This is a genomic window from uncultured Bradyrhizobium sp., assembly GCF_936928535.1.
Taxonomy (GTDB): Bacteria; Pseudomonadota; Alphaproteobacteria; order Rhizobiales; family Xanthobacteraceae; genus Bradyrhizobium.
The window spans coordinates 48,848-75,777 of sequence record NZ_CAKZHY010000095.1 but is presented as its reverse complement, the minus strand read 5'-3'; the positions used below and the strand labels follow the sequence as shown (position 1 = coordinate 75,777).

The 26,930-nt window shown below is 62.7% G+C and carries 27 protein-coding genes and 1 pseudogene; 13 read left to right on the top strand and 15 right to left on the bottom strand.

Annotated elements, in window-relative coordinates:
* Window positions 1–6 precede the first annotated feature (6 nt).
* Genes Q0687_RS17815 through Q0687_RS17805 form a run of 3 tightly spaced genes read right to left on the bottom strand, consistent with a single transcriptional unit; the run spans window position 7 to window position 3,154 of the window.
* Window positions 7–933, bottom strand: a complete 927-nt coding sequence (locus Q0687_RS17815) for an ABC transporter permease (RefSeq protein ID WP_298879081.1) — start codon at window positions 931–933, stop codon at window positions 7–9.
* Window positions 933–2,045: an ABC transporter permease gene (locus tag Q0687_RS17810; protein WP_298879080.1), complete on the bottom strand. Its 1,113-nt coding sequence runs from the start codon at window positions 2,043–2,045 to the stop codon at window positions 933–935. The genes Q0687_RS17815 and Q0687_RS17810 overlap by 1 nt, the downstream gene beginning before the upstream one ends.
* Complete coding sequence (locus Q0687_RS17805; RefSeq protein WP_298879078.1) at window positions 2,042–3,154, bottom strand: BMP family ABC transporter substrate-binding protein; 1,113 nt, start codon at window positions 3,152–3,154, stop codon at window positions 2,042–2,044. Before Q0687_RS17805 ends, Q0687_RS17810 begins: the two co-directional genes overlap by 4 nt.
* Window positions 3,155–3,554: 400 nt before the next feature.
* Here Q0687_RS17805 and Q0687_RS17800 point away from each other — a divergent pair, with 400 nt between their 5' ends.
* Both Q0687_RS17800 and Q0687_RS17795 read left to right on the top strand, forming a co-directional pair.
* Window positions 3,555–4,814 carry an allantoate amidohydrolase gene (locus tag Q0687_RS17800; RefSeq protein ID WP_298879487.1) on the top strand — a complete coding sequence of 420 codons (1,260 nt, stop codon included), beginning with the start codon at window positions 3,555–3,557 and terminating at the stop codon, window positions 4,812–4,814.
* 85 nt (window positions 4,815–4,899) lie between these two features.
* A complete protein-coding gene (locus tag Q0687_RS17795; protein WP_298879076.1) occupies window positions 4,900–6,273 on the top strand; it encodes a hypothetical protein in 1,374 nt (457 codons plus the stop codon).
* A 10-nt stretch (window positions 6,274–6,283) separates the two neighbouring features.
* Here the strand turns inward: Q0687_RS17795 and Q0687_RS17790 are convergent, their stop codons facing one another.
* Entirely contained in the window at window positions 6,284–7,603 is a 1,320-nt protein-coding gene (locus Q0687_RS17790; protein ID WP_298879074.1) for a dicarboxylate/amino acid:cation symporter, read from the bottom strand.
* An 86-nt stretch (window positions 7,604–7,689) separates the two neighbouring features.
* Window positions 7,690–8,703, bottom strand: coding sequence for a formamidase (locus Q0687_RS17785; protein ID WP_298879072.1), 1,014 nt, complete (start codon window positions 8,701–8,703; stop codon window positions 7,690–7,692).
* 211 nt (window positions 8,704–8,914) lie between these two features.
* Here Q0687_RS17785 and Q0687_RS17780 point away from each other — a divergent pair, with 211 nt between their 5' ends.
* Genes Q0687_RS17780 through Q0687_RS17770 form a run of 3 tightly spaced genes read left to right on the top strand, consistent with a single transcriptional unit; the run spans window position 8,915 to window position 12,858 of the window.
* Complete coding sequence (locus tag Q0687_RS17780; protein ID WP_298879070.1) at window positions 8,915–9,619, top strand: TetR family transcriptional regulator; 705 nt, start codon at window positions 8,915–8,917, stop codon at window positions 9,617–9,619.
* Window positions 9,588–11,465: an adenine deaminase C-terminal domain-containing protein gene (locus tag Q0687_RS17775; RefSeq protein WP_298879067.1), complete on the top strand. Its 1,878-nt coding sequence runs from the start codon at window positions 9,588–9,590 to the stop codon at window positions 11,463–11,465. The genes Q0687_RS17780 and Q0687_RS17775 overlap by 32 nt, the downstream gene beginning before the upstream one ends.
* 10 nt (window positions 11,466–11,475) lie before the next feature.
* Window positions 11,476–12,858, top strand: coding sequence for an NCS2 family permease (locus Q0687_RS17770; RefSeq protein ID WP_298879065.1), 1,383 nt, complete (start codon window positions 11,476–11,478; stop codon window positions 12,856–12,858).
* A gap of 8 nt (window positions 12,859–12,866) precedes the next feature.
* On the opposite strand, the gene Q0687_RS17765 is transcribed toward Q0687_RS17770, so the two are convergent.
* On the bottom strand, window positions 12,867–13,088 hold the full coding sequence (locus Q0687_RS17765) for a hypothetical protein (RefSeq protein ID WP_298879062.1): 222 nt from the start codon (window positions 13,086–13,088) through the stop codon (window positions 12,867–12,869).
* Between the two features lie 352 nt (window positions 13,089–13,440).
* On the opposite strand from Q0687_RS17765, the gene Q0687_RS17760 reads away from it, so the two are divergent.
* Window positions 13,441–13,623, top strand: coding sequence for a hypothetical protein (locus tag Q0687_RS17760; RefSeq protein ID WP_298879060.1), 183 nt, complete (start codon window positions 13,441–13,443; stop codon window positions 13,621–13,623).
* A gap of 21 nt (window positions 13,624–13,644) precedes the next feature.
* Here Q0687_RS17760 and Q0687_RS17755 read toward each other — a convergent pair whose 3' ends face one another.
* The 3 genes from Q0687_RS17755 to Q0687_RS17745 form a co-directional block, all read right to left on the bottom strand.
* Window positions 13,645–15,024 carry a VWA domain-containing protein gene (locus tag Q0687_RS17755; RefSeq protein WP_298879058.1) on the bottom strand — a complete coding sequence of 460 codons (1,380 nt, stop codon included), beginning with the start codon at window positions 15,022–15,024 and terminating at the stop codon, window positions 13,645–13,647.
* A 5-nt stretch (window positions 15,025–15,029) separates the two neighbouring features.
* Complete coding sequence (locus Q0687_RS17750) at window positions 15,030–15,977, bottom strand: MoxR family ATPase (RefSeq protein WP_298879056.1); 948 nt, start codon at window positions 15,975–15,977, stop codon at window positions 15,030–15,032.
* A 147-nt stretch (window positions 15,978–16,124) separates the two neighbouring features.
* Window positions 16,125–16,325, bottom strand: a complete 201-nt coding sequence (locus Q0687_RS17745) for a hypothetical protein (protein WP_057749711.1) — start codon at window positions 16,323–16,325, stop codon at window positions 16,125–16,127.
* Window positions 16,326–16,566: 241 nt separating this feature from the next.
* On the opposite strand from Q0687_RS17745, the gene Q0687_RS17740 reads away from it, so the two are divergent.
* Window positions 16,567–17,541, top strand: coding sequence for a quinone oxidoreductase (locus Q0687_RS17740; protein ID WP_298879045.1), 975 nt, complete (start codon window positions 16,567–16,569; stop codon window positions 17,539–17,541).
* A 37-nt stretch (window positions 17,542–17,578) separates the two neighbouring features.
* On the opposite strand, the pseudogene Q0687_RS17735 reads toward Q0687_RS17740, so the two are convergent.
* Window positions 17,579–17,855 (bottom strand): annotated as a pseudogene (locus tag Q0687_RS17735) (hypothetical protein).
* A gap of 100 nt (window positions 17,856–17,955) precedes the next feature.
* Window positions 17,956–18,564 carry a S24 family peptidase gene (locus Q0687_RS17730; RefSeq protein ID WP_298879484.1) on the bottom strand — a complete coding sequence of 203 codons (609 nt, stop codon included), beginning with the start codon at window positions 18,562–18,564 and terminating at the stop codon, window positions 17,956–17,958.
* A gap of 162 nt (window positions 18,565–18,726) precedes the next feature.
* Between Q0687_RS17730 and Q0687_RS17725 the strand changes: the two genes are divergently transcribed.
* Together Q0687_RS17725 and Q0687_RS17720 are read left to right on the top strand one after the other, a co-directional pair.
* Window positions 18,727–19,260, top strand: coding sequence for a GcrA family cell cycle regulator (locus Q0687_RS17725; RefSeq protein ID WP_298879044.1), 534 nt, complete (start codon window positions 18,727–18,729; stop codon window positions 19,258–19,260).
* Window positions 19,261–19,311: 51 nt separating this feature from the next.
* A complete protein-coding gene (locus Q0687_RS17720; protein ID WP_298879042.1) occupies window positions 19,312–19,875 on the top strand; it encodes a hypothetical protein in 564 nt (187 codons plus the stop codon).
* A gap of 46 nt (window positions 19,876–19,921) precedes the next feature.
* Here the strand turns inward: Q0687_RS17720 and Q0687_RS17715 are convergent, their stop codons facing one another.
* Window positions 19,922–20,278, bottom strand: a complete 357-nt coding sequence (locus tag Q0687_RS17715; RefSeq protein ID WP_298879481.1) for a hypothetical protein — start codon at window positions 20,276–20,278, stop codon at window positions 19,922–19,924.
* 190 nt (window positions 20,279–20,468) lie between these two features.
* On the opposite strand from Q0687_RS17715, the gene Q0687_RS17710 reads away from it, so the two are divergent.
* From Q0687_RS17710 to Q0687_RS17700, 3 genes are all read left to right on the top strand, one after another.
* Entirely contained in the window at window positions 20,469–20,933 is a 465-nt protein-coding gene (locus Q0687_RS17710) for a hypothetical protein (RefSeq protein ID WP_298879041.1), read from the top strand.
* Between the two features lie 391 nt (window positions 20,934–21,324).
* The gene (locus Q0687_RS17705; RefSeq protein WP_128950591.1) at window positions 21,325–21,510 is read left to right on the top strand and encodes a hypothetical protein; all 186 of its coding nucleotides are present in this window, start codon (window positions 21,325–21,327) and stop codon (window positions 21,508–21,510) included.
* A gap of 146 nt (window positions 21,511–21,656) precedes the next feature.
* The gene (locus tag Q0687_RS17700) at window positions 21,657–21,998 is read left to right on the top strand and encodes a phasin (RefSeq protein WP_194481422.1); all 342 of its coding nucleotides are present in this window, start codon (window positions 21,657–21,659) and stop codon (window positions 21,996–21,998) included.
* Between the two features lie 184 nt (window positions 21,999–22,182).
* Here Q0687_RS17700 and Q0687_RS17695 read toward each other — a convergent pair whose 3' ends face one another.
* The 3 genes from Q0687_RS17695 to Q0687_RS17685 form a co-directional block, all read right to left on the bottom strand.
* Window positions 22,183–22,503, bottom strand: coding sequence for a cytochrome c (locus Q0687_RS17695; protein WP_298879037.1), 321 nt, complete (start codon window positions 22,501–22,503; stop codon window positions 22,183–22,185).
* Window positions 22,504–22,792: 289 nt separating this feature from the next.
* Window positions 22,793–23,623 (bottom strand): alpha/beta fold hydrolase, encoded by an 831-nt coding sequence (locus tag Q0687_RS17690; RefSeq protein WP_298879035.1) that lies wholly within the window; start codon window positions 23,621–23,623, stop codon window positions 22,793–22,795.
* 143 nt (window positions 23,624–23,766) lie between these two features.
* Window positions 23,767–25,563 carry a ShlB/FhaC/HecB family hemolysin secretion/activation protein gene (locus Q0687_RS17685; RefSeq protein ID WP_298879033.1) on the bottom strand — a complete coding sequence of 599 codons (1,797 nt, stop codon included), beginning with the start codon at window positions 25,561–25,563 and terminating at the stop codon, window positions 23,767–23,769.
* A gap of 128 nt (window positions 25,564–25,691) precedes the next feature.
* Here Q0687_RS17685 and Q0687_RS17680 point away from each other — a divergent pair, with 128 nt between their 5' ends.
* Window positions 25,692–26,921, top strand: coding sequence for a FecR family protein (locus Q0687_RS17680; RefSeq protein WP_298879032.1), 1,230 nt, complete (start codon window positions 25,692–25,694; stop codon window positions 26,919–26,921).
* The last annotated feature ends 9 nt before the right edge of the window (window positions 26,922–26,930 follow it).

The following is a 26,930-nucleotide window of genomic DNA, read 5'->3' as shown; positions in this document are numbered from 1 at the left end:
CGCTCTCTAGCGGGTGATCGACAATTCGGCCGGGGCTCCGGTCAGCGTGCGTTTCGGCGAGCAGGTGATGATCATGATCGCCAGCGTCAGGATGTAAGGCGCTGCGTTGAAGAGATGGTAGCCGGAGGTGACGCCGACCGATTGCAGCGCCGGCCCGAGCGCAGCAGCGCCGCCGAAGGCGAGCGAGGCCCATAGGCAGAGCAGGGGATCCCAGCGTGCGAAGATCACCAGCGCGACGGCGGTGATGCCCTGGCCCGAGGAGAGGCCCTCGTTCCAGCTACCGGGATAGAACAGCGACAGGAACGAGCCACCGATGCCGGCGAGGAAGCCGCCGACCATGGTGGCGCGCAGGCGGATCAGCAGCACCGAGTGGCCCATCGCGCGTGCCGCATCCGAGCTCTCGCCAGCGGTGCGGATGAGGAGGCCCCAGCGCGTGGTGCGGAAGGCCCAATAGAGGATCGGTGCGAGCGCAACGCCGATCAGGAAGAGGACATTGACCCGCAGAGCGGCACGGACCTGCGGGATATCGCTCCACCAGCCGAAATCGATTGCGGGCAGCCGCGGCGCGGTGGGCTCGATCAGCGGCTTGCCGAGATAGAAGGCGAGACCGGTGCCGAACAACATCAGTGCGATGCCGACCGCGACGTCGTTGACGCGCGGCAGCGAGCAGATGCCAGCGTGCAAGGCGCCAAGCAGGGCGCCGGTGATACCGGCGGCGAAGACGCCGAGCCAGGGCGATCCGGTCAGGTAAGAGATGCCGTAGGCGCTCATCGCGCCCATCACCAGCGTGCCTTCGAGACCGAGATTGATGCGGCCCGAACGCTCGGTGATGCATTCCCCCAAGCTCACGAACAGGAACGGCGTCGAGACGCGAATGGCGCCGCCGAGCACGGCGAGCGGGACGGTCCAAAGTCCGATTGATCCGTCTGCCATCAGGACTTGCCCTTCAGGAATCCGATGCGGCCATAGAGCGCATCGCTGGCCAGCACGAAGACGAAGATGATGCCCTGGAGCACCAGCACCGATGCATCAGGCAATCCGAGGCGGCGCTGCAACAGGCCTCCGCTGGCGCTGATGCCGCCGAGCAGGATTGCGACTGGAATGATGGCGAGCGGATTTTGTCGCGCCAGGAAGGCGACGAGAATGCCGGTGAAGCCGTAGCCGGCCGCGAGATTGGCGTTGGTGCGCCCCTGCACGGCGGCGACCTCGACCATGCCGGCAAGACCTGCGGCGCCGCCGGCGAGGAAGCAGATGGTGAGGATCAGCTTGCTGACGCCAAGGCCGACGATCTTTGCGGCGCGAATATTGCCGCCGGCAACGCGGGCGGCGAAGCCGAATACGGTGTGATAGATCAGGATGTAGGCGGCGACCGCGGCGATCAAGCCGAAGACGAGACCCCAATGCACGTCGGTGCCGGGAATGGAGCCGATCATGTTGATGGCGCCAATCTCGCGCGTCGACGGCTTGTTGAGACTCGCGGGATCCCGCATCATGCCTTCGACGAGATGATTGAGGATCGCGAGCGCGATGTAGACGAGTAGCAGGCTCGAAATGGTCTCGTTGACGCCGCGATATTGCCGCAGCGCCCCCACCAGCATGATCCACAAGCCGCCGCCGATGACGCCGGCGATCACCATGGCGATTTGCACGACGAGCGGCGGCATGCCTTGAAGCAACAGTGCCGCGCTCGTCGCCGACAGCGCGCCGATCAACAGCGCGCCTTCGCCACCGATGATGACCATGCCCAACTGCGCCGGCAGCGCCGTGCAAAGCGCGGTCAGGATGAGAGGCGCAGCACGCGTCAGCGTGTTCTGCCAGGAGAACCAGGTGCCGAAGGCTCCCTGGTACATATAGAAATAGAGGTCGAGCGGGTTCTTGCCGAACAGCATGACGAAGATGCCGAACACCACGAGCGCGCCGGCCAGCGCCGCGCCGGGGATCAGGACATACTCGATCGCGCCGCCGTGGCGTTGCAGAAAGCCGGGGTCGGCGGTCGGGGCAATTGTCCCGACCGCCTCTGCAGACTCCGCTGCTTCCGATGTCACGAAGTCGCTCCGATCACGCCTTCGACGAGGTAGTCCATCTTCTCGAGTTCGGGATCCTTCTGGCCGCGGTCGGTCCCGGCAGCGATCACAGTCTTGCCCTTGTTGTCGACCAGCCCGCCCTTGAAGATGGCAAACCCATCCGCAGACAGGAATTTGGCTTTGGCGTCGTCCGCCGCCTTGCGCGCCTCGGCCGAGACGGCTTCGCCGTAGGGCGACACCTTGACGATCTCTTCCTTCAGACCGCCGCGATAGAAGTTCGGGATGCTCTCGCCGGCGGCGATCATCTTGACGAACTTCGGATAGAGCGCTTCCCAGTTCCACTCGGCCCCGGTGAGATAGGCCTTGGGCGCCAGTGCCGACTGGTTGGTGTGATAGCCGCAGACGAAGGCACCGCGCCGCGCGGCGTTCTCGACCATGGTCTTGGGGCCGTCGACGTGACAGGTCAGCACGTCAACACCCTGGTCGATCAGGCTGTTGGTGGCCTCAGCCTCCTTGACCGGCATCGACCAGTCCCCGGTGAAGATCACTTGCGTGGTGGCCTTCGGATTGACGGACTTGGCGCCCAACGTAAAGGCGTTGATATTGCGCAGCACCTGCGGAATGGGCTTCGCTGCGACGAAGCCAAGCTTGCCGCTTTTCGACGTCAGGCCCGCGACGATCCCGGAGATGTACTGGGCTTCGTCGATATAGCCGAAGTAGCTGCCGGCGTTCTTTGGGTCCTTGTCGGTCCAGAGACCGCCGCAGTGCTCGAAGCGCAGCTTCGGGTACTTGGCGGCCATCTTGATAACGTGCGGATTGTAATAACCGAACGAGGTCGGGAAGAGCAGAGTTGCGCCGTCGAGATTGATCATGGACTCGATCGTCTTCTCGACCGCGTCGGTCTCGGGCACCTTCTCTTCCTCGACCACCTTGAGGCCTGGAATCTTTTTCAGCGCTGCCGCACCCTGCGCATGCGCCTGGTTGTAGCCGTAGTCGTCTCGCGAGCCGACATAGATGAAGCCAATAGTGGTTTCGGCCGCGAAGGCCGGACGGGCGCCGGCCGCTGCGCCGAGGGTGAGGGCAGCACCGCCCTGCAACAAGTGACGTCGTGAAATCCTGCCAAAATCCATTGCTTGCTCCCCTTGGCGGATTGACCGCCTCAATCTCGCGGCTGCGCCGATCTAGCGGAGCCTGGGATACGATGTCGCAAGCTTCATGCCAGAGACTAAGGGGTGCGCATGCAAATCTAAGAGATTGAAATATATAAGATATATCTGATGTACAAATTTTGATCAGGAGATCGACAGATTAAATTATAGGCAGTATTTTTTGATTGTATGCAATTGAGTTAAGCAGTCTTAACCGGATGTCGCGCGCGCAGCACGACCCAGGCAGGGCCGACCGCCCATGGACGTGCTAACCACGCGCTGACCCCGCGACGGCAGCTGGTCTGAATTCGCTGGCACCGAACTTGTATCGATTGACGCTGCGGCCGCTCCTGCGGTCTCCAGGATGGAAAGCTTGACCGAGATGGGTGCTGGTAACGCCGTTCAGAAGGCATCGCTCGGTGAAGAGATTGTGCGCCGGGTCAACGAGCTTGCGACGATCTCGGAAGACGGCGCCAAGCTCACCCGCATCTATCTCACGAAGGAGCTGCGCGAGGCCTCGGATGTCATTCTCGGCTGGATGCGTGAGGCCGGCATGAGTGCGCATCTCGACGCGATCGGCAATGTCTGCGGCCGTTATGAAGGCGAGCGGCCGGGCGCGCCCTGCCTGATGCTCGGCTCGCATTACGACACGGTGCGCGATGCCGGCAAATGGGACGGGCCGCTCGGTGTGATCACGGCGATTGCCTGTGTCGCCGACCTTAACCGCCGCGGCAGGCGTCTGCCGTTCGCGATCGAGGTGGTCGGCTTTGCCGACGAGGAGGGCGTACGCTTCGCCTCGACCCTGCTCGGCAGTCGTGCAATGGCCGGCACGTTAGACGAAAGCGTCTTGAATACGCGCGACCGGGACGGTGTGTCGATGCGCGATGCGCTCGTCACATTTGGCCTCGACCCCGACCATATCGGTGCGGCCGCGCGGGCCCGGCGCGAACTGCTGGCCTATCTCGAGCTGCACATCGAGCAGGGGCCGGTGCTGGAAGCCCGGAATCTCCCCGTCGGTGTGGTCACCGCGATTGCAGGCGCGACACGGATGGCGGCGCGGCTGACCGGAATGGCCGGTCACGCCGGCACCGTGCCGATGGCGCTGCGCCGCGACGCGCTGACCGGTGCTGCCGAATGCATTGGGGCCATCGAGCAATTTTGCCGCACCGACGAGGGCGGCCTGGTCGGCACCGTCGGCTACATCCAGGCGAGGCCCGGCGCGACCAATGTCATTCCGGGTGAAGTCTCGTTCACCATCGACATGCGTGCGCCGACCGACATGCATCGCAAGCGCGCGGTCGCCGACGTCGTCAGGCAGATCGAGGCGATCGCAAAACGTCGGCATCTGGCGCTTCAGCTCGATGTCACTCACGAAAACCGCACCGCGCCGTGCGCCCCCTGGCTGAGGGATCAGATCGCGCAGGCGATCGCAGCGGAAGATTTTTCCGTCTTCGAACTGCCGAGCGGAGCGGGACATGACGGCATGGCAATGATCGACATCGCCGATGTCGGCATGATTTTCGTCCGCTGCCGCGGTGGCATCAGCCATCATCCAGACGAGCATGTCGAGCTGGCTGACGCCGATGCCGGCGCGCGGGTCTTGCTGCGACTGATCGAGAACTTCAAGCCGCGAGCGGCATAGGCCACCCGCAAGTCACCGGGTAGAGACACGAATCAGACATGTGTAAAATGGTGCAGCTTCACCAGACGTCGGCCAGCCTAGACAGATGAACAGCGACATTTCCCTTCCAGCGCATCGAGAGATCAGGTTTTACCAGGGCGCGGCTGCGACCTTGGTCGCCAACGCGCTTCAGGCGGTCAATTTTCTCCGTGACCGGTTCCTGAGGAAGTCGCATCACTCGCTGTCGGCGATCGAGGACCTCTATCGCCACTCGATGGACAGCGCCTTTTCGGTGACCGAGGCCTTCCTTGTCACGGGCGCGCCGCACGCCTCCGCCTACTACCCGCGCGACTTTGCCTGGTTCTATCCTGACATCCTCGATCCCGAGACCGTCATGGACGCGCAGGACGCGGTTCGGCGGGCGCGCCTGCTCGAGAAGAGCGTACGCCTGTTGCTGGAGGCGGTTCGCGCCGATGTCGTGACGACGACCATCGTCCCTGCGGGGCATGGCCGCTATCTCGGCGTGAATTATTTCTCGCGTCCCTCCGATACGCTGCTCGGTGTTCTCGCCGGCCTCCAGCAGATGCTTTCGGCCGAAGAGCGGGCGTCGTTCTATCTGGCGATGTCGCAATGTGCGCATGCCGGCCGCCTGTTGCTGGCCGAATATGGCGGCGATCTGAAGCGAGCGATCCTGAACCTCGCAAGCGAGCTCGAGCCGTTCGATGCTGACGGTGTCAGATATTTGCTGTGCGATGCCGGCAGACCCCGCTCTGCGGCAACCGACACCCGCGCCGAGCGCCGGCGTTTCGTCACCAATGCCTGCGTCTACACGACTTTCATGTGGGGCGTGCAACTCGGCGTCGTCGACGAGGTCGAGCTGAACCGGCTGCTTGGGCGCGACCTGGCAGAGTACAAGAAGGGCCTACTCCGCCTGTTCGGCGAGGGTGGCTACATCAGGCATTCGCTTGATGGCCCGGCGGGTGCGCCGGCCTCCATGGTCGCCCTGGATTTCGTCAGCGTGCATCGCGGCTTCTGGGACATGAATGATCCGAGCGAGCGTGCACTGTTCGCAGCCACAACGGATCTGATCCTCGCCGAGCCCCGCTTCCGCATCCCCAGCACGTTCCACTTCCTGGTGTCGGCGGAAAATCCCCGGAACAAGATGATCCACAAGATTGCGGCGCCGGCCTATCAGGGTCGCTCGTCATGGCCGACGTTCAACGTCGAGTTCGCCGATCGCATGCTGGACTTTGACGAGGTCTCGGGGAGGGATGTCTACCGCGCCTGTGCGCAAGGGATCTTGAAAGACATCCGCAACGCGACCGAGGTCCATGGCGGTTATCAGGAGTTGATCTCGGAACGGGGGCTGAAATATCGCACCTGGGCCTATAAAGGCGCGGTGGCACATTCCTGGTTCCCGCGCTTCCTGTCGGTCTGGAGGAGGGCGTACGGAACGCCGCTCCTCCAGTGGAATGATTGATCCGCCAGCCTCAACCCGTCGTCACGTCCACAAGCTCGCCGCCCTCGAGCACCTTGGCCGCCTTGGCGCGATCGAGATCGCCTTCCCAGGCGGCGACGACCACGGTCGCGACGCAATTGCCGATGAGGTTGCCGACTGCGCGAGCCATGCCGATGAACCAGTCGACCGACAGCACGAGCACGAGGCCGATCGCCGGAATGCTCGGCACCGCGTTCAGCGTCGCAGCCAGGATCACGATCGCTGAGCCCGGGACGCCGTGCGCGCCCTTCGAGGTGATCAGGGAGACGCCCAGCACCAGCAGGAGATCGCCGAAAGACAGCGGCGTGTTGGTGGCCTGCGCGATGAAGACGACGGCCAGCGTGAGGTAGATCGAGAAGGCATCGAGGTTGAAGGAGTAGCCGGTCGGGATGACGAGGCCGACCACGGAATCCTTCACGCCCATGCGCTCGAGCTTCTTCATGATCTGGGGCAGCACCGCATCCGACGATGCGGTCGCGAGCACGATCATCAGCTCCTCGCGCAGATAGGACAGGAATTTCAGGATATTGATGCCGGCGAGCGCCATCACGCTGCCGAGCACGCCAAGGACGAAGATGCCGACCGAGATGTAGAAAAGCATCACCAGCGAGACCAACTGCTTCAGCGAGCCGACGCCATATTTGCCGACCGTATAGGCGACTGCGCCGAGCACGCCGAGCGGGGCGACCCGCACAATCAGCCCCATGACTCGGAACAAGACCGTGGAGGCTGCGTCGATGACAGAGGTGACGAGCGCGCCCTTTTCGCCGCCGACGAGCGCCAGGCCAACGCCGAACAGCACGGCGAAGAACAGCACCTGGAGCACGTCATTTCGCGACAGCGCGTCGAACGAGGTGGTCGGAATCACGTTCATCAGGAAGGCGCCGATGCCTGCGCCCTGCAGCTTGTGCGCATTGTCGGCATAGGTGCTGAGCGCCTTGGCATCGAGCGTGGAGGGATCGATGTTCATGCCGTGGCCGGGGCCGAAGATGTAGGCGAGCAGCAGGCCGACCATGAGCGCGACGGTCGTCATGACCTCGAAATAAAGCAGCGCCTTGACACCGACCCGGCCGACCTTCTTGAGGTCGCCGGCACCGGCAATGCCGTGCACTACGACGCAGAATACGATCGGTGCCACGATCATCGAAATCAGCTTCAGGAACGCGTCGCTGAGGATCTTCAGACCGATCGCAAAGTCCGGGGCGGCCACGCCGAGGACAATGCCCAACACCAGTGCGGCGAGGACCTGGACGAATAGGGACGTATAGAGCGGCTTGGGCTCGGCGGTGGGTGCCGCGGTGATGGTCGACATGGTGGATTCCCCAGGTTTGACGCGAATTGGACGCCAAACGGAGCAACAACCGTGCCAGAATGTCGCGATTTCGACCGGGAAACCGTCTATTCCGCGGCTCTTTTTGTCCTACCGAACATTCGCGTCGGCGCCGGGAAGCCGCACGAGGTGCCGTCGGTGACCTTGACCTGGTCCTCCCAGGGCAGACGATAGGTGCCTGCGACCATGTCCTGCATGAAGGTGTAGGGGCAGTCCATCGCGCCGCCTTTGACCGCGACATAGCCGCGGTGCCAGAGCTGATAGATGTTGTTCTCGACGCCCCAATTGATGCGGGCCTCACGCACGAGATCCGGCCGCACCTCGGCGGTAATGATCTCATCGGCGCGGCCGGTGGTGCCGTGCGCCAGCACGCTGCCGTCGAAATTGACGATCATGCCTTCGCCCATGGAATCGAACGAGCCGTCCGAGCCGCACATGCAGACATTTGCCGTCACCATCAGGTTCTGGAACGAGTTGGCCTGATTGGTGAAGCGCCAGGCGTCGCGGACCGGCGCAGTGTAGCCGGCGGTGCGGATCATGATCTCGGCGCCCTTGTAGGCGCATTCCCGCGCCATCTCCGGGAACATGCCGTCGTGGCAGATGATCAGAGCGATCTTCGCGCCATTCGGGCCTTCGATCACGGGAATGCCGATGTCGCCGGGCTCCCACGGTTCGACCGGAATCCAGGGATGAAGCTTGCGGTAATAGAGTTTGATCTCGCCATGGTCGTCGATGATCAGGCCGGAATTGTAGGGGTTGCCGTGCGGATTGAACTCCATGATGGAAAAGCAGCCCCAGATCCTGTTGTCGATGCAGGCCTGCTTGAACGCCGCGACCTCCGGCCCGTCGAGCCGGCACATGATCTCGGGATTGGTGTCCATCGAGAGGCCGTGCAGCGAGTATTCGGGGAACACCACCAGATCCATAGTGGCGAGGTTGCGGCGGGCCTTGCCGACCATCCAGACGATGCGCTCGGTCTGCCTGGCGAGATCGGCGCGGGTCACCACGTTCGGCAGTTGCAACTGCACGAGCCCGATGACGACGCCATTGGGAGATTTGTTCAGTCCACCAAGCCCGTTCATGACCAGCTTCCTCGTCGGCTGTCTTGCCGCCTGCGGCGCACCTTTGCGCGCAGTTCTACCCAGAGCAAATCCGATTTTGGCGGTGCGTAAAAGTCCATTTTTCGGGCGGCCGGCTGCCGCTCGCCGGAACGCGCCGGTGCCCATGGTCGCAGCGCCGCGTGCCTGAAGTCTCGGCTTGACCGTCCAAATCGACTGGTGTCAGACTTATGACATGAGTACAGCAGAACGACATGGCACCAGCCTTCGTGACGAATATGCCGAGATGACGCGACAGCGCATCGTTGCGGCTTTTGTCGAGACTCTGGAGGATGAGGCGGCCGACGACATTTCCATGGCCGCGGTGGCCAAGCGTGCAAAGGTGGCCGAGCGAACCATCTATCGGCACTTCAAGAGCCGCGCGGAACTGTTTGCTGCGGCCGGCGAATGGATCGAGGACAACGTCTTCAGCTACATTCCCTTCACTTCGCCTGACGAGCTGCCCGAGATCTTCCGCAAGCTGTGCAAGCGGTTCGACCGCCATCCGCATCTGGCGCGCGCCATCGCCATGACCAGGGCGGGCCGCCGGGTGCGCGCCGGCTTCCGGCGACACCTGATCGACCAGCATCGCAAGGCAATGGCGCCGCTGGTACGGCATCTTCCCATGAAGGAGGTCCGTCAGGCAGAGGCGCTCGCGTCCTACCTCAACAACGTGTTGGCCTGGAACGCGATGCGTGAGGATTTCGGCATGTCCAGCGCCGAGGTCGCCGACGCGATCGAGTGGGCGCTCACGACCCTTTTGAAGGATGTTCGGCAGCGCGATGCCGCCGCTGCGCGCGGCCAGAGCGACAGCAAGGCGGGGAAATCGCCGCGGAGGCGAACCAGGGCTGCGAAAGTACCGGCAAAAAATGAGGCAGGCCATGAACACGATAGCCGATGATCTCCTGATCAATGCGCCCGACGAGGTTCGTATTCGGCAGGATTTGGTGTTGACCGCGCTCGGCCGCCGTCCTGCCGATCGCGCCTTGCGGGTCGGCAAGTTGCTTGACGTGCACAGCCGCACCTGGAGCGAGGACCAGGAGATCGTCTTCAAGGGCCGGCGTATCGCCTGGGTGGGGCCGGCGGGAAGCTATCCCGGCGAGGTCCGCGAGCGTGTGCACCGGCCAAATCTCGCGGCCGTGCCCGGCTTCGGCGAGGTGCACAAGCACATCGAAAGCTCGCACCTGACGCCGGAATGGGAGGCGGCACTGGTGCTGCCGCATGGCAATACCTGGACGTGCGAGGCAAGCCACGAATTTTCCAACGTCAATGGCGCGCGCAATCTCGAATTCTGGTTCGAGGCACGCCGCCGCGGCTCGCCCCTAAAAATCTTTCCACAGCCCGGCTCGGCGGTGCCGCCGACCGCGTATGAATGGGGCGGCGGCTGGTATGGCCGCGACGAGCAGGCGCGCTTCATGGGCGAAAGCCTGATGGTCACCGGCCTCGACGAAGTCATGGACTGGCCGGCGGTGTGGAATCCGGACAACCCGTCCTACAAGCGGCTCTGGGGCATGATCGAGGCAACGTTTGCGGCGCGCGGTGTCGTTGAAGGCCATGCGTCCGGCCTGCGGGATCTGCCCTCCATCAACGCCTTTGCTGCGGCCGGGCTTGCATCCGATCACGAAGTGCAGACGCCGGAAGAGACCTGGGACAAGCTCACGCGCGGCTTGTTTGTCGAGCTGCGCATCTATGCCATGGACGAGATCGTCAAATGGCTGCTTGCGAAGGGCTTGCAGGACTGGTCGCAGATCGCGTTCACCACCGATGACCGCAGCGCCAGCCATACGCTGGAGCTCGGCGCAAGCGATCACAATGCGCGGGTCGCGATCGAGGCAGGCCTTGCGCCGGAAGTCGCAATTCAATGTCTCACCATCAATCCGGCCCGGCACATGCGTCTTACGCCGTTCGTCGGCAGTCTTGCGCCGGGGCGCTTCGGCGATGTCGTGCTGCTGTCGGATGTTGCCAAGCTTGCGATTGCCGAGGTGTGGGCCGATGGCGCCCAGGTTTCCGAGGGCAAGCGCTACCTTGGCCAGGTGCCGAGGATCGAATGGCCTGATTGGGCGACCAAGACGGTCAACATCAAGCGCGCGATCAAGCCCGAGGATTTCGAGCTGCGGGCCGAGCCCGGCCGCGCCACGATGAAAGCGGCGGTGATCCGCCCCTTCCATTGGCATCCTGAGTTCTACACCCTCGACCTGCCGGTCCGTGACGGGGCCGTGCAGCGCGACGAGAGCGAGGCCATCACAAAATTCGCCATCGTCGACCGCTTTTCCGGCGATGGGCGGGTCGCCAAGATGTTCTGGCGCGGTTGTGGACCGCGCACGCCGGAGACCGCGCTCGCCTGCTCGGTGGCGCATGACAAGCACAATATCTGGGTGGTCGGCTCATCGGACGCGGCGATGGCCAAGGCGGTGAACGCACTGATCGCGCTTCAGGGCGGATGGGCGCTGGTGCGCGAAGGCGAGCTCGTCGCCACCGTGCGCTTCGAGGTCGGCGGCCTGATGAGCTGCCGCTCGGCGCAGGCGCTCGATGCCGAGATGCAGGCGCTTTACGCCGAAGGCCGCAAGGTCGACTGGATGTACGAGCCAACTTTCCGGCCACGCTGGTATCCGGGATTCCCGGAAAGGCTCATGTTTGCCACGCTGACTTGCGCGCCCTGGAGCTGGGTGCTGGTGGCGCCGTGCGAACAGGCGCCGCTCGGTTTCATCAACGTGCAGACGGGCGAAGCGCACCCGGTGGTCTGGTAGGGAGATTGGGATGACCGAGATGACGAAGCTACAGGCCGCTTCCGAAAAGCCGGAAGCCGCGGGGCTGCTTGACCGGGCCTTTCGCCTCACCGAGCGCGGCACGAGCGTTGGCCGCGAGATGACGGCCGGGGCGACCACGTTCGCGGCAATGGCCTATATCATCGCCGTAAATCCCGCGATCATGTCCAATGCCGGCATGGATCGTGCCGATCTCGTCAGCGCCACGGCGCTGGCCGCGATCTTCGGCTCGGTGATGATGGGGTTGTGGGCCAACCTGCCGCTCGCGGTCGCGCCTGCGATGGGGTCGAACGTCATCTTCACCTACGTCATAGTCAAGCAGATGGGCATGCCCTGGCAGGGCGCGCTTGCCATGGTCGCCTTCACGGGCGTGATGTTCCTGATCCTCAGCCTGTCGAAGCTGCGCGAGAAAGTCGCGAAGGACGTGCCGGAGGTGCTGAAGATCGGCATCCAGGCGGCGGTCGGAACCCTCATCGTCTTCATTGCGCTGCGAGGCGCCGGATTCGTCGTCCAGAATCCGTCGACCTATATCGCCATGGGATCTCTGCGCAGCCCGCCAGTGCTGCTGACGCTGTTCGGCCTCCTGCTCACGCCGGTGCTGGTGGTGCGCCGGGTCCCGGCGGCGCTGATCCTGTCAATCGTGCTGCTGACCGTGATCGGCTTCTTCGTTCCCGGCGCCAACGGAAAGATGGTGACGTCGATGCCATCGGCCATCCTGTCGTGGCCGCGCTGGCCGACCAGCACCTTCATGGCGCTCGACGTCGGCTATCTCTTCAGCCATTTCATCGTGGCGCTGCCGCTGCTGTTCTATTTCCTATGTGCCGAATTTTTTTCGACGCTGGGCACGCTGATCGGTGTGACCGGCGCCGCCAATCTGCGCAAGCCTGACGGCTCGATCCCGAACGCCACTGCTGCCTTCGCGACCGACGCGACGGCGTCCATCGTCGGCCCGCTATTCGGCACGTCGGTGGTAACGGCCTATATCGAATCGATCACCGGCGTGCAGGCCGGGGGCCGCACCGGTCTGACGTCGCTAACCGTTGCGGGGTTCTTCTTCCTCGCGCTGTTCTTCTGGCCGATCTTCGTCATCATCCCGTCGCAAGCGACCGCGCCCGCCCTGGTGCTCGTGGGCGTGCTGATGCTGCAGGGCCTCGCCCGGATCGACATGACCGATCTCGGCAATGCGATTCCGATCGTTCTGACGCTGTTGGTCACCGTGCTGACCAACAACCTCATTAACGGAATGGCCCTGGGGACTCTAAGTTACATCGCACTGGAAGTGACGATCGGCCGGCGGGCACAGATTCCGGCGATGGTGTGGGGACTGGGTGTTGTGTTCATCGCTTACGCGATCGTGACAGCGCAGATTTTCTGATGTGCGTGCTACGCCGCCAGATCCAGTAACCGGCATGATCCGCGCACCAGCACCTTGCGTCCAGCTGGTGTCATGGCCGGCACGCCATCATTGATATCGACGAGCCCGAGCCTGGCTAGACCTTCGAGGAGATAAGCCTTCGCGAGGCGTCCGCTCGACACCGGGTTGCGAAGCGCTTTCAGCGCCTCCCACTGGTCCGGTGAAAGATCAAAGTCGACGTCGTTGCTCATATTGCCTCAAGCGATAGTCACTCTCGCACGCCCCTGTTAGCGGCGCTGCATGAAGACCATGCGACGACAATGAGTCGGGAATTCGGTGAGCTGTTTAGAACTTCTCTTCACGAATTGCCGCAGCCTGTTGCGCCACAATACTTAAGATTGGAAAGACGCGATGATCGTCCCGATCGCCGATCACTAATTGATGATCTTCATTTGATGCTGCGCTGCGACGGCCGCAGTGCACGGGAAGCGTTGCTGTCTCATTCTGCGGCGCGATATGCACAGAAATGGTGGGACGCTGGGTTCATGACTCTGCTAGGTTGATTCGTGGGGAATGGCTTCACACGACAAGGAGTGTGAGTGCATGAACAGGCTGGTCGAAATTCGCAGTCAGGAATCCTTGTGCCGGGAGCGCGCCGCGCTCGATTTTGAGCGGCGGGTTTTCTGGCTGGCGCAAGCCCAGGAATGGGAACAGCGCGCGCTCGACGAAATCGCCTATCACTTTCGCGAGTGTAATGTCGCTCACGCAGAGCATGCACGAAACTGAATTTGGCCGCGAGCCAGAAAGTTACTGGTAAGTCGCAACGATGTCGGAGACCGCACGCTCGAGCTGCTGCGCGGTAGCGCATTGCCGCACCACGCTGCAAAAGGTCGCATAACGCGGCATCTCGGAATCGCCAAAGCCCCAGGCGAGCCGTCCTTCGGGATTGAGCCAGACCAGCCGCTTCGAGCGTTCGGAGATGCGGCGCAGGATGTCCGCGCGCGGATCGAGATTGTTGCTGCGGGCATCGCCGAGCACGATCACGGTCGTCTGGGGCGTCAGTGCGCTCATGAAGTCTTTCTCGAAATCGACCAGCGACGAACCGTAGTCCGACGAGCCGAAGCCGACCTTGGACATGATCTCGGCCATCGCCTCCTCGGGCGACTTCTTCTCCAGGATCTCGCTGACCTCGATCAGGTGTGACGAGAATGCGAAGGAACGGACGTCGTCCACAACCTCGTGCAGCGAGTGGATCAGGAGCAGGAAGAAATCCGAGACCTGAGCGACCGAGCCGGAAACGTCGCATAGCGCCACGATCTTCGGCTTGTCGCGGTGCTTGCGCTTCCACGCGGTGAGGAAAGGAATGCCGCCCCAGGCGGCATTGCGGCGAAGCGTGCGGCGGACGTCGAGATGACCGCGGCGCTGGCGCTTGCGCGGCTTCGAATAGCGCTCGCGCAGGCGCCGCGCGATCTGCCGGATGAGGACCCGCATCTCCGCGACCTGCCGCCGCTCGATGCGGGCCAGTGGCGCATTGCGCAGGATTTCGTTGCGGAGATTTTCGGCCTCTTCGCGAGCATAGAGCGCAAGTCCCTGCGAGACCGTATCGCGCACCGCTTCACGCAAGGCATCGAGCGCGGCGCGTAGGCGTTCGGCGAGCGCCGGGTTCGTCGCAGTTAGCTCGTCGAGATCGTCGCGCAGGCGCTGGAGCCCCATCGCGTCGAGGATGCGGCTGGAGAAGATACCGCGCTGGGTCGAGTAGCGGATGTCGGAGAGCGAAGCTGCACCGGATGCACTGGCGATGGCGGCCTGGATCGCGTTGCGATCCTGCGACAGCAGCATCTGTGCGAGCGGACCCAATCCTTCCTGCGGCTGGCCCCCGCCCGCCTCGCTGGCCGACCCCGAGGAGGGCGACTGATCGGCGTCCTGCGAAGCCTCGTCGTTGTCGTTGGCTTCGGCTTGATCCTGCGGCGGTTCGGGCTGGCTGAAGAACAGATCGAAGCAGTCGCCGAGCGCGAGCTTCTCGTCCTGCGACTTGGCGAGGGTCAGGAGGAGGGCGTCGCGCAGAATGGCACGGTCAGTGAGACCGACCTGCGCGACCGCGCGCATCGCATCGATGCTTTCGGCGGGCGAGACATGGACGCCGGCGCCTCGCGCCGCCCGAAAGAAACGATGAAGGTTCTGGCGCATCGGCGTCAACCGAAGACGTTGGACCGTGCCGCCTTGGCAATGAAGGTCGTCACTTGCGGCGACGCGGCCTCGATGTCGGCCTCGTATTTCAGGAGCACGTTGAGCGTGTCCTTGACGATCTCGGTGTCGAGCTCGGTGGCCTGGAGCAACACCAGCACGCGGGCCCAGTCGATGCTCTCGCTGACCGAGGGCAGCTTCTTCAGGTCGAGCGAGCGGATCTCGTGGATGAAACCGACCATCTGCCGGCGGAGCGTCTGCGAGATGCCGGGTACGCGGCTCTCGACAATGCGCTCTTCCAGCCGCTGCTCGGGGAAGCCGATATGCAGATGCAGGCAGCGCCGCTTCAAGGCGTCGCCGAGATCGCGCTCGCTGTTGGAGGTGAGGATCACGGTCGGCGGCGTGATCGCGGAGACGGTGCCGAGCTCCGGGATCGTGACCTGGAAGTCGGAGAGGATCTCCAGCAGCAGCGATTCGAATTCGGCGTCCGACTTGTCGATCTCGTCGATCAGCAGCACACAGCCGCCCGGCTGCTCCAGCGCCTGGAGCAGGGGACGCGGTTCGACGAATTCCTTGGAGAAAAACACGTCGCCGAAATCATGGAGCTGATCGAGTGCGGCATGCAGCGTCTGCGCGCCGCCGAGAACTTCGCCGAGCTTGTCCTTGAGGATCTGGGTGTAAAGCAGCTGTTTGGCGTATTTCCACTCATAGAGCGCCTTGGCCTCGTCGAGACCTTCATAGCATTGCAGGCGGATCATCTTCTTGCCGCGCCAGGCGGCGATCGCCTTGGCAAGCTCGGTCTTGCCGACGCCCGCGGGGCCCTCGACCAGGATCGGCTTCTCAATCTGTTGCGACAAATAGACGGCGGTCGCGATCTGCCGGCTCGCGATATAGCCTTGCGCGGCGAGGCCGCTCTCCACTGCCTCGATCGAGGTCGAGGCCTTCTGATCAGCCACGAAATGGCGCTCCCAAAGGTCTTGCTTGAAGCTTGTTCTGCCTGCGTTCCCGGCAAAGAACAAGCCTCGTTTGGGACGGCCTGACCCGCGCTGACATCAGCTTTTTCCGTTCAGCGCAAATACTTAAGGGGGCAGCTTATCGTTCGATCAGTGCCGCAGCAGCTCCGGCTTGCGGATGGTCTGTCTGACCTCGGCGCCGCAATCGGCGCATTCGTAGACGAAGTCGATCTTGGCAAGGCTCCAGTGCGGCTCGACCTCGCGCACATACATCGGCAGGAACCCCATGCATGTCGGGCAAATCACAGGCGCGATTTCGATGTCCTGATGATGCTGTACATAAGCTGGCATCTCGGCTCTCCTTCGCAGGCGACTACCAAACCCCGCGCAGAAGCTACTGCCGGTCGCTCCGAGACCATCATCAACTCTTTCGAACAGAGGTGGAACGGCGAGGGTTTGTCGTTCGCTGTGACATTCTTGTTACGTCTTCTATACTGTAAAGGGCGGACCAAATGCCTATTTCCCGACCTCGGACGAACCTCGATCCGCTTTCTCTAGGACCCACCAACGCAACGATAAGGGAGCAACGCCCATGACTCACGCCATTCGCTTTCACAAGACCGGTGGTCCGGAAGTCCTGGTTTGGGAGGAGGTCAGTGTCGGCAAGCCTGGGCCGGGCGAGGCGCGTATCCGCCATACTGCCGTGGGCCTCAACTTCGTCGACATCTACAACCGCTCGGGTGTGTATCCTGTGCAATTGCCGAGCGGGCTCGGCAGCGAGGCGGCTGGCGTCGTGGAGGAGGTGGGCCCCGGCGTCACTGATCTGAAACCGGGCGATCGCGTCGCTTATGGTGCATCACCGCTCGGCGCCTATTCCGAGGCACGGCTGATCCCGGCCGACCGGCTGTTGAAGCTGCCTGACGGCGTGGATGACAAGACCGCGGCCGCGATGATGCTGAAGGGGCTGACCACGCAATATCTGATCCGGCAGACCTACCGGGTGAAGGCCGGCGACACCATTCTGCTGCATGCCGCTGCCGGCGGCGTTGGCCTGATCCTGAGCCAATGGGCCAAGCATCTCGGTGCAACGGTGATCGGCACTGTCAGCAGCGACGAGAAGGCGAAACTCGCCAAGGCGCATGGCTGCGACCACGTCATCATCTACACGCGTGAGGATTTCGTGAAGCGCGTCGACGAGATCACCGGCGGCAAGAAGGTGCCGGTGGTCTATGATTCCGTCGGCAAGGACACATTCCTGAGGTCGCTGGACTGCCTCGCGCCGCTGGGCGTTGCCGCGCTGTTCGGCGCGTCTTCCGGCGCGGTCGAGCCGCTCAATCTCGGCCTGCTCGCCCAGAAGGGCTCGCTCTATGTCACCCGGCCGACATTGTTCACTTACGCGGCAAAGCGCGAGGCCCTTGTCGCGATGGCGAACGAGCTGTTCGACGTCGTCAAATCGGGCGCGGTGAAGATCGAGGTGCACCAGACCTATGCGCTGAAAGACGCGGCCAAGGCGCATGCTGATCTTGCTGCGCGCAAGACCACCGGCTCGACCGTCCTGACGGTATGAGCTCGGATTGAGCCGTGGCGTGGGCCGTCAGCCTGCGTCACGCTTTCTCGTGTTTGCGCAGGTCGCGCGCGTGATCATGGCGGATGGCCTGGAGTTCGACGTCTTCAGGCGGGATTTCGGGGAGGCCGGCCTCGGCCAAGATGGCTTCGGTCACGTCCTCGACGGAATTTTCCGCGATTTCGTGGATGAACGAAATGTTCCGGTACTCGCCTGGAGCTGACGCGGGAGATGACCTCGCGCCTGGTGATTTCAGGATCGACGACCGCCTCGCGACCGCGTCGCCCGTAATCGATCATCACGACGAAATACTGCATCAAACGATCCTGCCGCGCTCCGATCACCGGGGCGTGGCAGGGTATTTCTGATAAAAGGAATTAAGTCAAGTTTGACTTCCGTAAATCGGAAATCAATCGCCTACCGGCCCTTCTTGCGCGGGCGGGCCGACTTGGCGCGCAACCGTTCGAGCTGGCCTTTGGGCATCGAGAGGCAGATCTCTCCAACCCAGTCCAGCTTGACGCCAATGATCGGCTTGGCGTTGAAGCTGGTGAGGTTGACGACAGAGGGGGATTTGCCCCGCTCGATGGTCTTCAGATAGCGCTCGCCGGTCTTGAGACGAACGACGGCCTCTTCGCCGTAGAAACTCGACAGCGGATGACGCTGGTCCTTGTAGACAACGATCACGTCACCGCTTTCATATTTGGGCAGCATCGAATCGCCGACGATCTCGAAGGCAACGGTCTCTTCCATGATCGGGAAGGGCAGCGCGATATCGCCGAGCCCTTCCGGCGGAACCTGCTCGACGTCGGGCTCGATGACAGCGCCGGCACCAACGCGGCCCATGATCGGCGCGAGATTCAGCTCAAGATATTGCATGATCGGAATGATTTCCGAGGCTTTCACCAGGCGTTCACCACCGAGGATTTCCGACACAGCGCCCGGGCGCACGCCCATCGCCGCGGCCAGCCCGCCTTTGCTCTTGCCCGTCTTTTCCAGGCCCCGCTCGATCATCGCAACGTCCAACATGGTGATTCCCTCGATTGCCATGGTTCGGTCCCTTGTAATCCGAAATTCGGAATTCATGCAATTATGAATATCAGAATTACGGCTTGACTTCGACTTCGGAATAACGGAATGTGTCTCCTGGCCTCTCGATCACGCGATCGAGGCGCATCACAGGGCAGTAGTATGGAACCGGGCCATTGGTCGTCGGAGCATTCCGACGCGCTTCGCGACTATTTCTTCGAAGGACTGTCATATGCAGAGATCGGAAGACGGATTAACGCAAGGTTTGGAACGGCTTACTCGCGCAATGCTGTGATCGGTCGCGCCAAGCGGATCGGGCTCGGGCTCAGCACGCCCGAACGCATGATAAGTCCGTCGATCGTGCCGTCCTTGCCGGGCGAGTCTGCTCCGTTCACACCAGCCCGTGCCGTGCCACGCGGCCTGAATCTGCCGCCGCCGTCGGCCCTGAAACCAGCCGACCCGGTCAAACTGCGCTGCGTCGGCGTCCAGCCGCGCCTGATCACGCTGGACGAGCTCGAACGAGGCGATTGCCGCTACCCCTATGGTGGCGACAAGGAGGGGGAAGCGATCAGCTTCTGCGGCCACCCACGTCAACCCGGCTCGAGCTATTGCGCGCCGCATGCGCGCGTCACTTGCGGTCCCGGTGCGGGCCGTACGGCTGCTGCTGTCGTGCTGCGGCTCGTATCTGCCGCCTGACCCGCGCGCGACTGTCCCTTCTTCTTATGTCAATTCGCAAGGAGTTTCCGAGTGGCTCGTGCCAGACGCAACAAGTCCTACAGATTGACCGAACTTCACGACCGGTGCTCGCGCGACCTGCCGTTCAATGCCGAGGTCATGGAGGCAGAGATCGATAACCCCCTCGCGCTTGAGCCCGACGAGAAGATCGTGGCGATGCGGTCGATTCGCAATGATCCGCTCGGCCGGCTCCACTCGCATCACCAGATCGACGAGGCGCAATATCGCGGTGGTCGCGCCTACCAGAACGACTGGGAGAGGGCAGAGCGAGGCCCGCAGGCCATGGATCCGACCCGCGAATTTGTCGACGGCACGCGCTCCCGCGAGCCCCTGACCGAGCGTCAGCGCCAGGCGGTGCTTCGGTTGAACCAGGTCGAACGCGCGCTTGGCACCGACGGTGCCGCACTGGTGCATGACGTGCTGGTGCTCGGTCTGACCATGGACCAGATCGGGCAGCGGCGCGCTGCCCGCACCCAGCGCTGGAACGACTATTTCGCGCGGCGTTTTCGCGAATGCCTCGACCGACTGGCGCTGGTCTACGGTTTTGCGACGGAGGCGTCAGCGCGGCGCCGCTGAAGGTTGGGCCGGTGGCTTCCGCCGCCGCCCCATCCTCCATCGCGCGTCACGGATGCGGCATGATCTGGTAGAGCGTGGTGTAGGGTTCGACGCGGAGCGAGGCGTTGGCCAGCAGCCCGATCTTTGCCGTAGGGGCCTGCTGCATTTCACCGTTCTGTCCGCGATGTACGTTGTACTGCCACACGGTGAGATCGCCCTTCTGCGCCAGAGCATGCGCGACCGCGCTTGCGTCACTGCCGCCAAGCGCCTGGAGCTCGTCGGGCGAGAGCCCGATGATGATCTCGTCCCTGACGGTAACGATCTTGAACAGGTTCATTTTGGTCTCCTGCGCCCACGCGCCATGAGCCGAGAGTGTAACAAGCGCAACCGCGGCGCCCTTGATGAGATCGCAGCGAGAAAGCATGCCGTCGTCCTTTTGGTTCTGAAGCGCGCCCGAATCGATTCGTTCATCAGCCATGGCGCCCCTCTGCGTGGCCGTTTCGCAACCGCTTGGTCGCACGTTCTTGAACGACGGTTCACGGAGCGAGAAATATTGGACCATGATGAACCGTGATGCGGCGCGACGCGTCCAATCCGTGAAGGGGACCTGCCGCATGAAATTCATCCGCCTTGCTTGTCTGTTCGCATCGCTCGGACTGGCGGGCTCCGCCGTGGCCGCCGATCCCTTTTTTGTCGGAAACTGGTCATTCACGACGGCCGTGGTTGCACCTTGGGCCGATCCGCACCGCAGACCTGACGATGCCGAGCGAGCGCGGCTGATGGGCAAGACCGTGGCTCTCAAGACCAGCGAAATTTCCGGTCCGCGACCATTTGCCTGCGCCAAGCCTCACTACAAGGTGACCGATTATGGTCCGGAGATGCTTTTCCAGGGCGCATTCGATGAGATGCGCAGCGCCGACAAGAAGGTCGATCCCAAGGCGCTTGCGGCTTCGCTCGGCTTTGCCGGGTCCCGCATCAGGACACTGGAGACGGGTTGCGAGATCGACGTTCATTTCGTCGACGATACAACCGCCGAAATCGGCCTCAACGATTACGTGTATACGCTGAAGAAGCGCTGATCCGCGGTTTGCCAGATTCCGAGCATGTCAGAAACAATGCGAAACGTTGGTCGAATTGACAGCGATCGCAGCCCTGTGGTGACTGATGCTGCTTCTTGACGCAGGTGGGTGACGGCGGCGCGTATTCCTGTTATCCGGAATTGCCGTGGCACGATACCGATGAAGCATCGCTAAGCCTTACGGTTTGGCTTGCCCGACGGGTTGTTCCTTGACATAATTGCAACTTCTCGGGTCGGGCCGAGTTTGTTCAGATCTGCGGCTCGGCGCGCCAGCCTGCTGGGGGGCTCCGACCCTGGAGTTTGTCGTCGCCGTGGCGTTCGGTGGCGACATCAGGTCCTTGATCGGGCTTCCGACGCCCGAGCCGTAGGACCGATCCTGTCATAGGTGCGAGATGAAGAACCTCAATTTCGCGGCTGAGCTGCATCTCAAGCTCGGTGCACCCGCGACCGGCACGGTCGAGAGCCTCCGCTTGCTGCGCGCCTTTCTCAAGCTCGCCCCGCGCCAGCGCTTTGAGGTCATCAAGCTCGTCGAAGATCTCGTCACCGACGAAACGCTCCCCGACCATCCCCTGTCCTAAGCCTGGCCGAGTGCCGGCAATACGCTTTTTCCGTCCTCCCGACCGGCGATGGAACGCCGGGTAGCGGTCCCGGCTGAAGCGGGGCCGCTGGAAGGTGGTGCGATAAATGTGATAATCAGTCAGGAAAAAGAGGGAGGAGTACGACCATGATCGAACCGAAGCTCGAAGTTCCGGCTGAACTGCGCGACCTGGCGGAGAAGACGATCGACCAGGCGGAGAAGGCATTCGGGATGTTTTTCGATGCCGCCACCAAATCGATGTCGTCTGTTCCCGGCGCGAGCGCGGACGTGTCCAAGCAGGCGCTCGCCTTCACCGAGCAGAACATGAAGGCGGCATTCGAGCATGCCCGCAAGCTGGTTCATGCGACCGATCTTCAGGAGGCGATGCGGATCCAGTCCGAGTTCCTGCGCAGCCAGTTCACGAACGCCGGCGATCACATGCGCCAGATGACCGGCAACTTCATGCAGCCGGGCAAGGGCAAATCCTGATTTTGAATTGTCTGCCTGCAAATTGATCTTGCGCAGCGGTGTAATGCGCATTTCAATTCCAATGCAGGTCCATGAGGGCCACCGGATGAAACCTCATCCGCCGTCCATCGTCCTTTCTGCTGATCCCTGTCGGTTCACCCGGCAGGGATTTTGCAATTTTTGAGGGTCGGGAGCGACCAGCCGGCTACTTGCGCAATGATGCGATATAGGCCGCGATGTCGGCGGCTTCGGTCCGGCTCAAGGGAAAGTTCGGCATCTTCGGGTGCGGATCAAGCAGGAAGAACGCCAGCTTCTCCGGGCTGAAATCGGGCTTGCGCGCAACCGATGCGAAGGAGGGCACGTCGGCGCTAGCCTGAGTCTGGCTGCTCGACACGAGATGGCAGCCTGCGCACCAGCGCCGGGCCAGATCGGCGCCGTGATCGGCGTCGGCCGCCAGAGCAGGCGATATGCCCAAACTCGCGACTGTCGCTAGCAGAAGCCAAATTCGTCTCGCAGTTGTGCGCATCTCATCTCCTGCCTGTATTCGCTTGCGGACCGTATGCTCAGCCGCAACATGATCCCGGAAACTGCGAGAGGTCGATACGCGCGATAATCGAGCGGAAGAGCTTGCGGGCCAAGCGATAGAGATGGCGCACGGGTGCAGGCGTCCTCGCCGGGGGAAGGCCAAGGCTCTCCATCTTGAGCCTCGTCGCATCAAGCCTTTCGGTATGGTGTAACACGCGTCTCTCCGATGCCGTGTGGCCATTTATCCCGGCCGGCATGGAGCTGCGTTGATCTGCCGCAAAGCCTCCCGGCTAATAGTCGCCGGGGTTCATGATCATCGGGGTGGTGGTATCGGCCGGTGCGAGCGCGCTGCTGGCGCTGTCCCGCAGGAAGCGGTCGAGGGTCGCCTGGATCTTCTCCTTGACCGAGTCGGGCCCACGATCGCTCATCTCGGTGTGCTGCGCACCGGTATGAATGATGTCGATGCCGAGCGACTTGGCCTCTTCCGGCGTCGGCAACACACCGGGGTCGGTCAGGAAATGCGGATCCTTGGAGCGGAACGACAGAATCTTCATGTGATCGTTGAGAACGAAGGGCACCCTGAGATTGTCGAGCGTAATCACCTTCGACACCAGCTCGGGATGCTGCTGTGCGACATACATCGAGACGTCGCCCCCGTTGGAATGGCCGACGAGCGTGATGTGGTCGTAATCGGCATTCTGCTGCCGCCCCTTCAACGTGTTCAGCACGAAGAGGATGTTGGCCTCGCAGCGCATATAGACCTCTCGCCGGCCGACATATTTCTGGCCGACACGGGTCATCAGGGGCGGATCGCTTGGCAGGTCCTGCTGGATGCTGGCGACGAGATAGCCACGCGCCGCGAGCACGTTGGCGAGGAAGGAATATTCGGTGGCCTTGACCGTGTTACCGTTGCTGATGATGGCAACGGGAAGCTTCCAAAGGCCGAGATTGGCTTTGGTCTCGTAGTCGCGCCGCACCGCGATCTCGACCGAGATCGGGCGCTGACGCGAGGCGTCAAACAAGGACAGCATCTCGTGGCGGATCGCGAACTTGCTGACGATAACATACTGGCCCGCCGCAAGGACGCAGAGAAAAGCCAGAATTGCAAACACCCTCTTCATGGGTTCCGTCTCAATCACTTTTCACTGAACATGGCTATTGGAAACGCCCGGATCGAGCGATCGTGACCAGATTGCGGGATTAAATTTAGGCAAGTCTGTGAGGAAGGCCGCAAAAGTGCCGCGTCGAGGCAATGGCCAAGCGGCTAAAGGCAGCCATTCCTGCCGCGTTCGGGGCAGAGCCGGAACGCACTGGACAGGGTGAACAGGAAGCGCGGACTGCGGCGTTCATTGTCCGGCGCGCGGTAGCTCAGGGGCACCGCCACGCCGAAATCCGCCTGGAGATCCTGCGGCAGGAAGAACCGTACGCCTGCACCGGCCGATGTCAGCGACAGGCCATCACTCAGGCGGTAGCCATCGTTCCAGACTGCGCCGGCGTCACCGAACGTGTAAAGCTGGTAACCGCTCCAGTAGCGGAAATTGAGCTTCTGGTCGAAGCGCAGCTCGAGCGAACCGGCAAGGCCGTTGTCGCCGCTGATCTCGGCCGCACCGTAGCCGCGGCCGAAGGCTGCGCCGCCGAGATAGAATTGCTGCGAGGTGAACAGGGGGCGTGACGCGGTTTGGCTGGCCGCGGACAGCTTGAGCGACCATGCATCGTTGAGCGTCTGGTAACGCGTGAACCAGAAGTTCAGCACCGAGAAATTCGAAGATGCGCCGTCGCGCGACAACAGATCGTCGTCGGCATGCGATGCGCCAAAGATATCGAGGCCCTGCCGGAAGGTCATCGTCGCGTAGCTGGTGCCGCCGAAGCCATCCTGCAGCCGGTAGTCGGCGGTGAGGCTCGCGGTTCTGATGTGATCGTTGTACCAGGGGCCGTAGAAATCGTGCTCCGACACATTGCTGACTGTCGTCGCCGCAGTCAGGGTCAGCGAGGATGATTGCGATTGAAGCGGGATGATGCTGGCGCGAAGCTCGAACGCCTCGGTCGTCGTGATGTCGCTGGCGAGGCGGCGCGCATCGCCAGGCCTGACTGCGCTGTACAGCACCGATCCACCGAGCCGAATCCCGTCGACGCCAACCGGAGCGTCATAGGACAGGCGCGAGAAGCCGAGCTCGCGCGGGTCGTTGGCAATGGTCGACAGGTTCACGGCGAGCGTGTCACCGGGCGTGAGGTAGGAGTTGAACGCGGCCGTCGCGTAGGTTTGCCATGGACCGACCGACGACGATCCAAGATTGTCCAGACCGAACGAGGTGAAGACGTGCCAGGTCTTCACATAGACGGTAAGGCGGAAGCGGCCGGTCGTACCACCGATCTCCTCCAGTGCGGTGTCGGCGATCCGCACGCCCGGCCGGCCGTTGACGAGGTAGAGTTGACGTTCGAGCGTTGCCAGGCGCGACGGTTGTTCGGCCAAGATCGGTCCGAGCATTGGCCTCAAGCCGAACTGCTCAGCGCCATCGCCTTTCAGCTCGGCCTCGACGATCGAGCCTTCGATCACCTGGATCTGGACGCGGCCATCGGCGATGTCCTGCGCCGGCACGATCGCCCGGCTCAGATGGAAGCCTTGGGCGCGGTAGAGATCGCTGATCGCGCTGGCGATCGTAGCGAGGTCGGCCTGCGAGACCTGCTTGCCCAGATCGGACTGGTAGACTGCGGCGATGCGATCGTGGGGAATGGCGTGGACGCCGGTGACGTTAATGCCGCGGAGCACGAATTGCGGCCTGGTATTCCCGCCGCTATTCGGCTGGCCGACCGAAGGCAGCTTCACCGGAGGCCGGCGGAGGGATTCCTGCTCAGTTTGGTTTTCAAAATATTTCTCCGGCTGGCGCGGATCGAAGCCCGGCTGGTTCGCCTGCTGCGCGAGTGCTGGGAGGATTCCCGTGAATGTCGCCCCTAGGATGGCAAGGACGGCAGCGAGATACCGTCCCACGGCGCCACGCGCGGATCGTTCTCCGTAGTCTGACGGAGACGTCGCCTGGTTCCGGTAAGGATTCAGTAGCCGCATGATTTTTCATAGTTTTTTATGGTCAATGATCGGTTAATGCGGCCCCCGGACTCCGGGAATGCCGCTAAGTCAATCTTGAGTGATTTCGGATACGCCTCAGGCTCGAGTAACTCCGGCTGAGGGTCATCATGCTTGTCCGAATTGGAATGCGGTGCGCCGTGATGGTCGCGCTGGTCCTGGGAGCCACCGCCGCATCCGCCGCGGATGACGGCGTCTGGTCGGTCAGCAAGTCATCGGGTGAGGTCTGGCTCGCGACCAGTGGCGCGCAGCAGGTCTCGCTCAATCAACAGGAGACCCTGGAGGCGGGCGACACCATCCGCACCGGTCGCAACGGGCGCGTCCTGCTCGTTCGCGGTGAGGAGACCATCCTGATCTCTCCGAACTCGGTGGTCGGCGTGCCGGCAAAGAAGAAGGAGGGCCTTTCGACCACCATCATCCAGCAGGCGGGCTCGATCCTGCTCGAGGTCGAGAAGCGCAACGTCAAGCATTTCGAGGTCGAGACGCCGTACCTCGCCGCGGTGGTCAAGGGAACGCATTTCAGCGTCACGGTGGGCGCAGGCATCACCAAGGTCGGCGTGCTCCGCGGACAGGTTGAAGTGTCCGATTTCAAGACCGGCCAGATCGCCCAGGTGATGCCCGGCCAGGTGGCCACCGCCTTCGCGAACGGCAAGTCCGGTCTCAGCCTGAGTGGCTCCGGCGCGCTCAATCCGATCGAGCAAGGCAAGCCGCGCGCATCGACGATCGAGCGCGTTCCCGTGCCGAAATCCGGTTTGTCCGCGCCCCGCAATGCGGCGAACGGTCATGCGATCCATGCGTTGGGCACGATCAACAAGGGGATCAAGGTCGCCGGCGCGCCGACGCATGCGCATCAGGCAGCGGGAGCTCATGCGACCAAGCCCGGCGTCGTGCACATCTCGAGCTCGCTCGGCGAGGTCAAGCTGAACTTCCACAAGGTCACGCACGGGCTCGCTCATAACGCAGCCGCACCGGGACAGGTGCGCAACGCGAATGCCAGCACCGACACGGTGTGGAGCGACAGCAAGTCGAGCACGACCACCGCGGCCGGCAACAGCTCGAGCGTCACGGCGGTCACCATCAGCGGCGGTGGATCCGCGGCCTCGACGTCATCGAGTGCAACAAACACCGCCGCGACGAGTGCCGGGTCGAGCAACGATGCAATGTCCGGCTCTCCCGGAGCGTCCAACGGCAACGGCAATTCCGGCAACGGCAATTCCGGGAACGGGAATGGCAACAGTGCCACCGGTAACGGCAAGGGTAACCAGGGTAATGGCAACGGGAATGGCGGCGGTAACGGCAGCAACGGTAACGGCAATGGCAACGGGAATGGCCACAAATAGTAAGGCGAT

Bases quoted from the DNA above. Each gene is read 5' to 3' on its own strand.
- Q0687_RS17815 (WP_298879081.1), bottom strand. From the start codon at position 933: ATGGCAGACGGATCAATCGGACTTTGGACCGTCCCGCTCGCCGTGCTC.
- Q0687_RS17805 (WP_298879078.1), bottom strand. From the start codon at position 3,154: ATGGATTTTGGCAGGATTTCACGACGTCACTTGTTGCAGGGCGGTGCT.
- Q0687_RS17800 (WP_298879487.1), top strand. From the start codon at position 3,555: ATGGGTGCTGGTAACGCCGTTCAGAAGGCATCGCTCGGTGAAGAGATT.
- Q0687_RS17795 (WP_298879076.1), top strand. From the start codon at position 4,900: ATGAACAGCGACATTTCCCTTCCAGCGCATCGAGAGATCAGGTTTTAC.
- Q0687_RS17790 (WP_298879074.1), bottom strand. From the start codon at position 7,603: ATGTCGACCATCACCGCGGCACCCACCGCCGAGCCCAAGCCGCTCTAT.
- Q0687_RS17785 (WP_298879072.1), bottom strand. From the start codon at position 8,703: ATGAACGGGCTTGGTGGACTGAACAAATCTCCCAATGGCGTCGTCATC.
- Q0687_RS17780 (WP_298879070.1), top strand. From the start codon at position 8,915: ATGAGTACAGCAGAACGACATGGCACCAGCCTTCGTGACGAATATGCC.
- Q0687_RS17775 (WP_298879067.1), top strand. From the start codon at position 9,588: ATGAGGCAGGCCATGAACACGATAGCCGATGATCTCCTGATCAATGCG.
- Q0687_RS17770 (WP_298879065.1), top strand. From the start codon at position 11,476: ATGACCGAGATGACGAAGCTACAGGCCGCTTCCGAAAAGCCGGAAGCC.
- Q0687_RS17765 (WP_298879062.1), bottom strand. From the start codon at position 13,088: ATGAGCAACGACGTCGACTTTGATCTTTCACCGGACCAGTGGGAGGCG.
- Q0687_RS17760 (WP_298879060.1), top strand. From the start codon at position 13,441: ATGAACAGGCTGGTCGAAATTCGCAGTCAGGAATCCTTGTGCCGGGAG.
- Q0687_RS17755 (WP_298879058.1), bottom strand. From the start codon at position 15,024: ATGCGCCAGAACCTTCATCGTTTCTTTCGGGCGGCGCGAGGCGCCGGC.
- Q0687_RS17745 (WP_057749711.1), bottom strand. From the start codon at position 16,325: ATGCCAGCTTATGTACAGCATCATCAGGACATCGAAATCGCGCCTGTG.
- Q0687_RS17740 (WP_298879045.1), top strand. From the start codon at position 16,567: ATGACTCACGCCATTCGCTTTCACAAGACCGGTGGTCCGGAAGTCCTG.
- Q0687_RS17730 (WP_298879484.1), bottom strand. From the start codon at position 18,564: ATGTTGGACGTTGCGATGATCGAGCGGGGCCTGGAAAAGACGGGCAAG.
- Q0687_RS17725 (WP_298879044.1), top strand. From the start codon at position 18,727: ATGGAACCGGGCCATTGGTCGTCGGAGCATTCCGACGCGCTTCGCGAC.
- Q0687_RS17715 (WP_298879481.1), bottom strand. From the start codon at position 20,278: ATGCTTTCTCGCTGCGATCTCATCAAGGGCGCCGCGGTTGCGCTTGTT.
- Q0687_RS17710 (WP_298879041.1), top strand. From the start codon at position 20,469: ATGAAATTCATCCGCCTTGCTTGTCTGTTCGCATCGCTCGGACTGGCG.
- Q0687_RS17705 (WP_128950591.1), top strand. From the start codon at position 21,325: ATGAAGAACCTCAATTTCGCGGCTGAGCTGCATCTCAAGCTCGGTGCA.
- Q0687_RS17700 (WP_194481422.1), top strand. From the start codon at position 21,657: ATGATCGAACCGAAGCTCGAAGTTCCGGCTGAACTGCGCGACCTGGCG.
- Q0687_RS17695 (WP_298879037.1), bottom strand. From the start codon at position 22,503: ATGCGCACAACTGCGAGACGAATTTGGCTTCTGCTAGCGACAGTCGCG.
- Q0687_RS17690 (WP_298879035.1), bottom strand. From the start codon at position 23,623: ATGAAGAGGGTGTTTGCAATTCTGGCTTTTCTCTGCGTCCTTGCGGCG.
- Q0687_RS17685 (WP_298879033.1), bottom strand. From the start codon at position 25,563: ATGCGGCTACTGAATCCTTACCGGAACCAGGCGACGTCTCCGTCAGAC.
- Q0687_RS17680 (WP_298879032.1), top strand. From the start codon at position 25,692: ATGCTTGTCCGAATTGGAATGCGGTGCGCCGTGATGGTCGCGCTGGTC.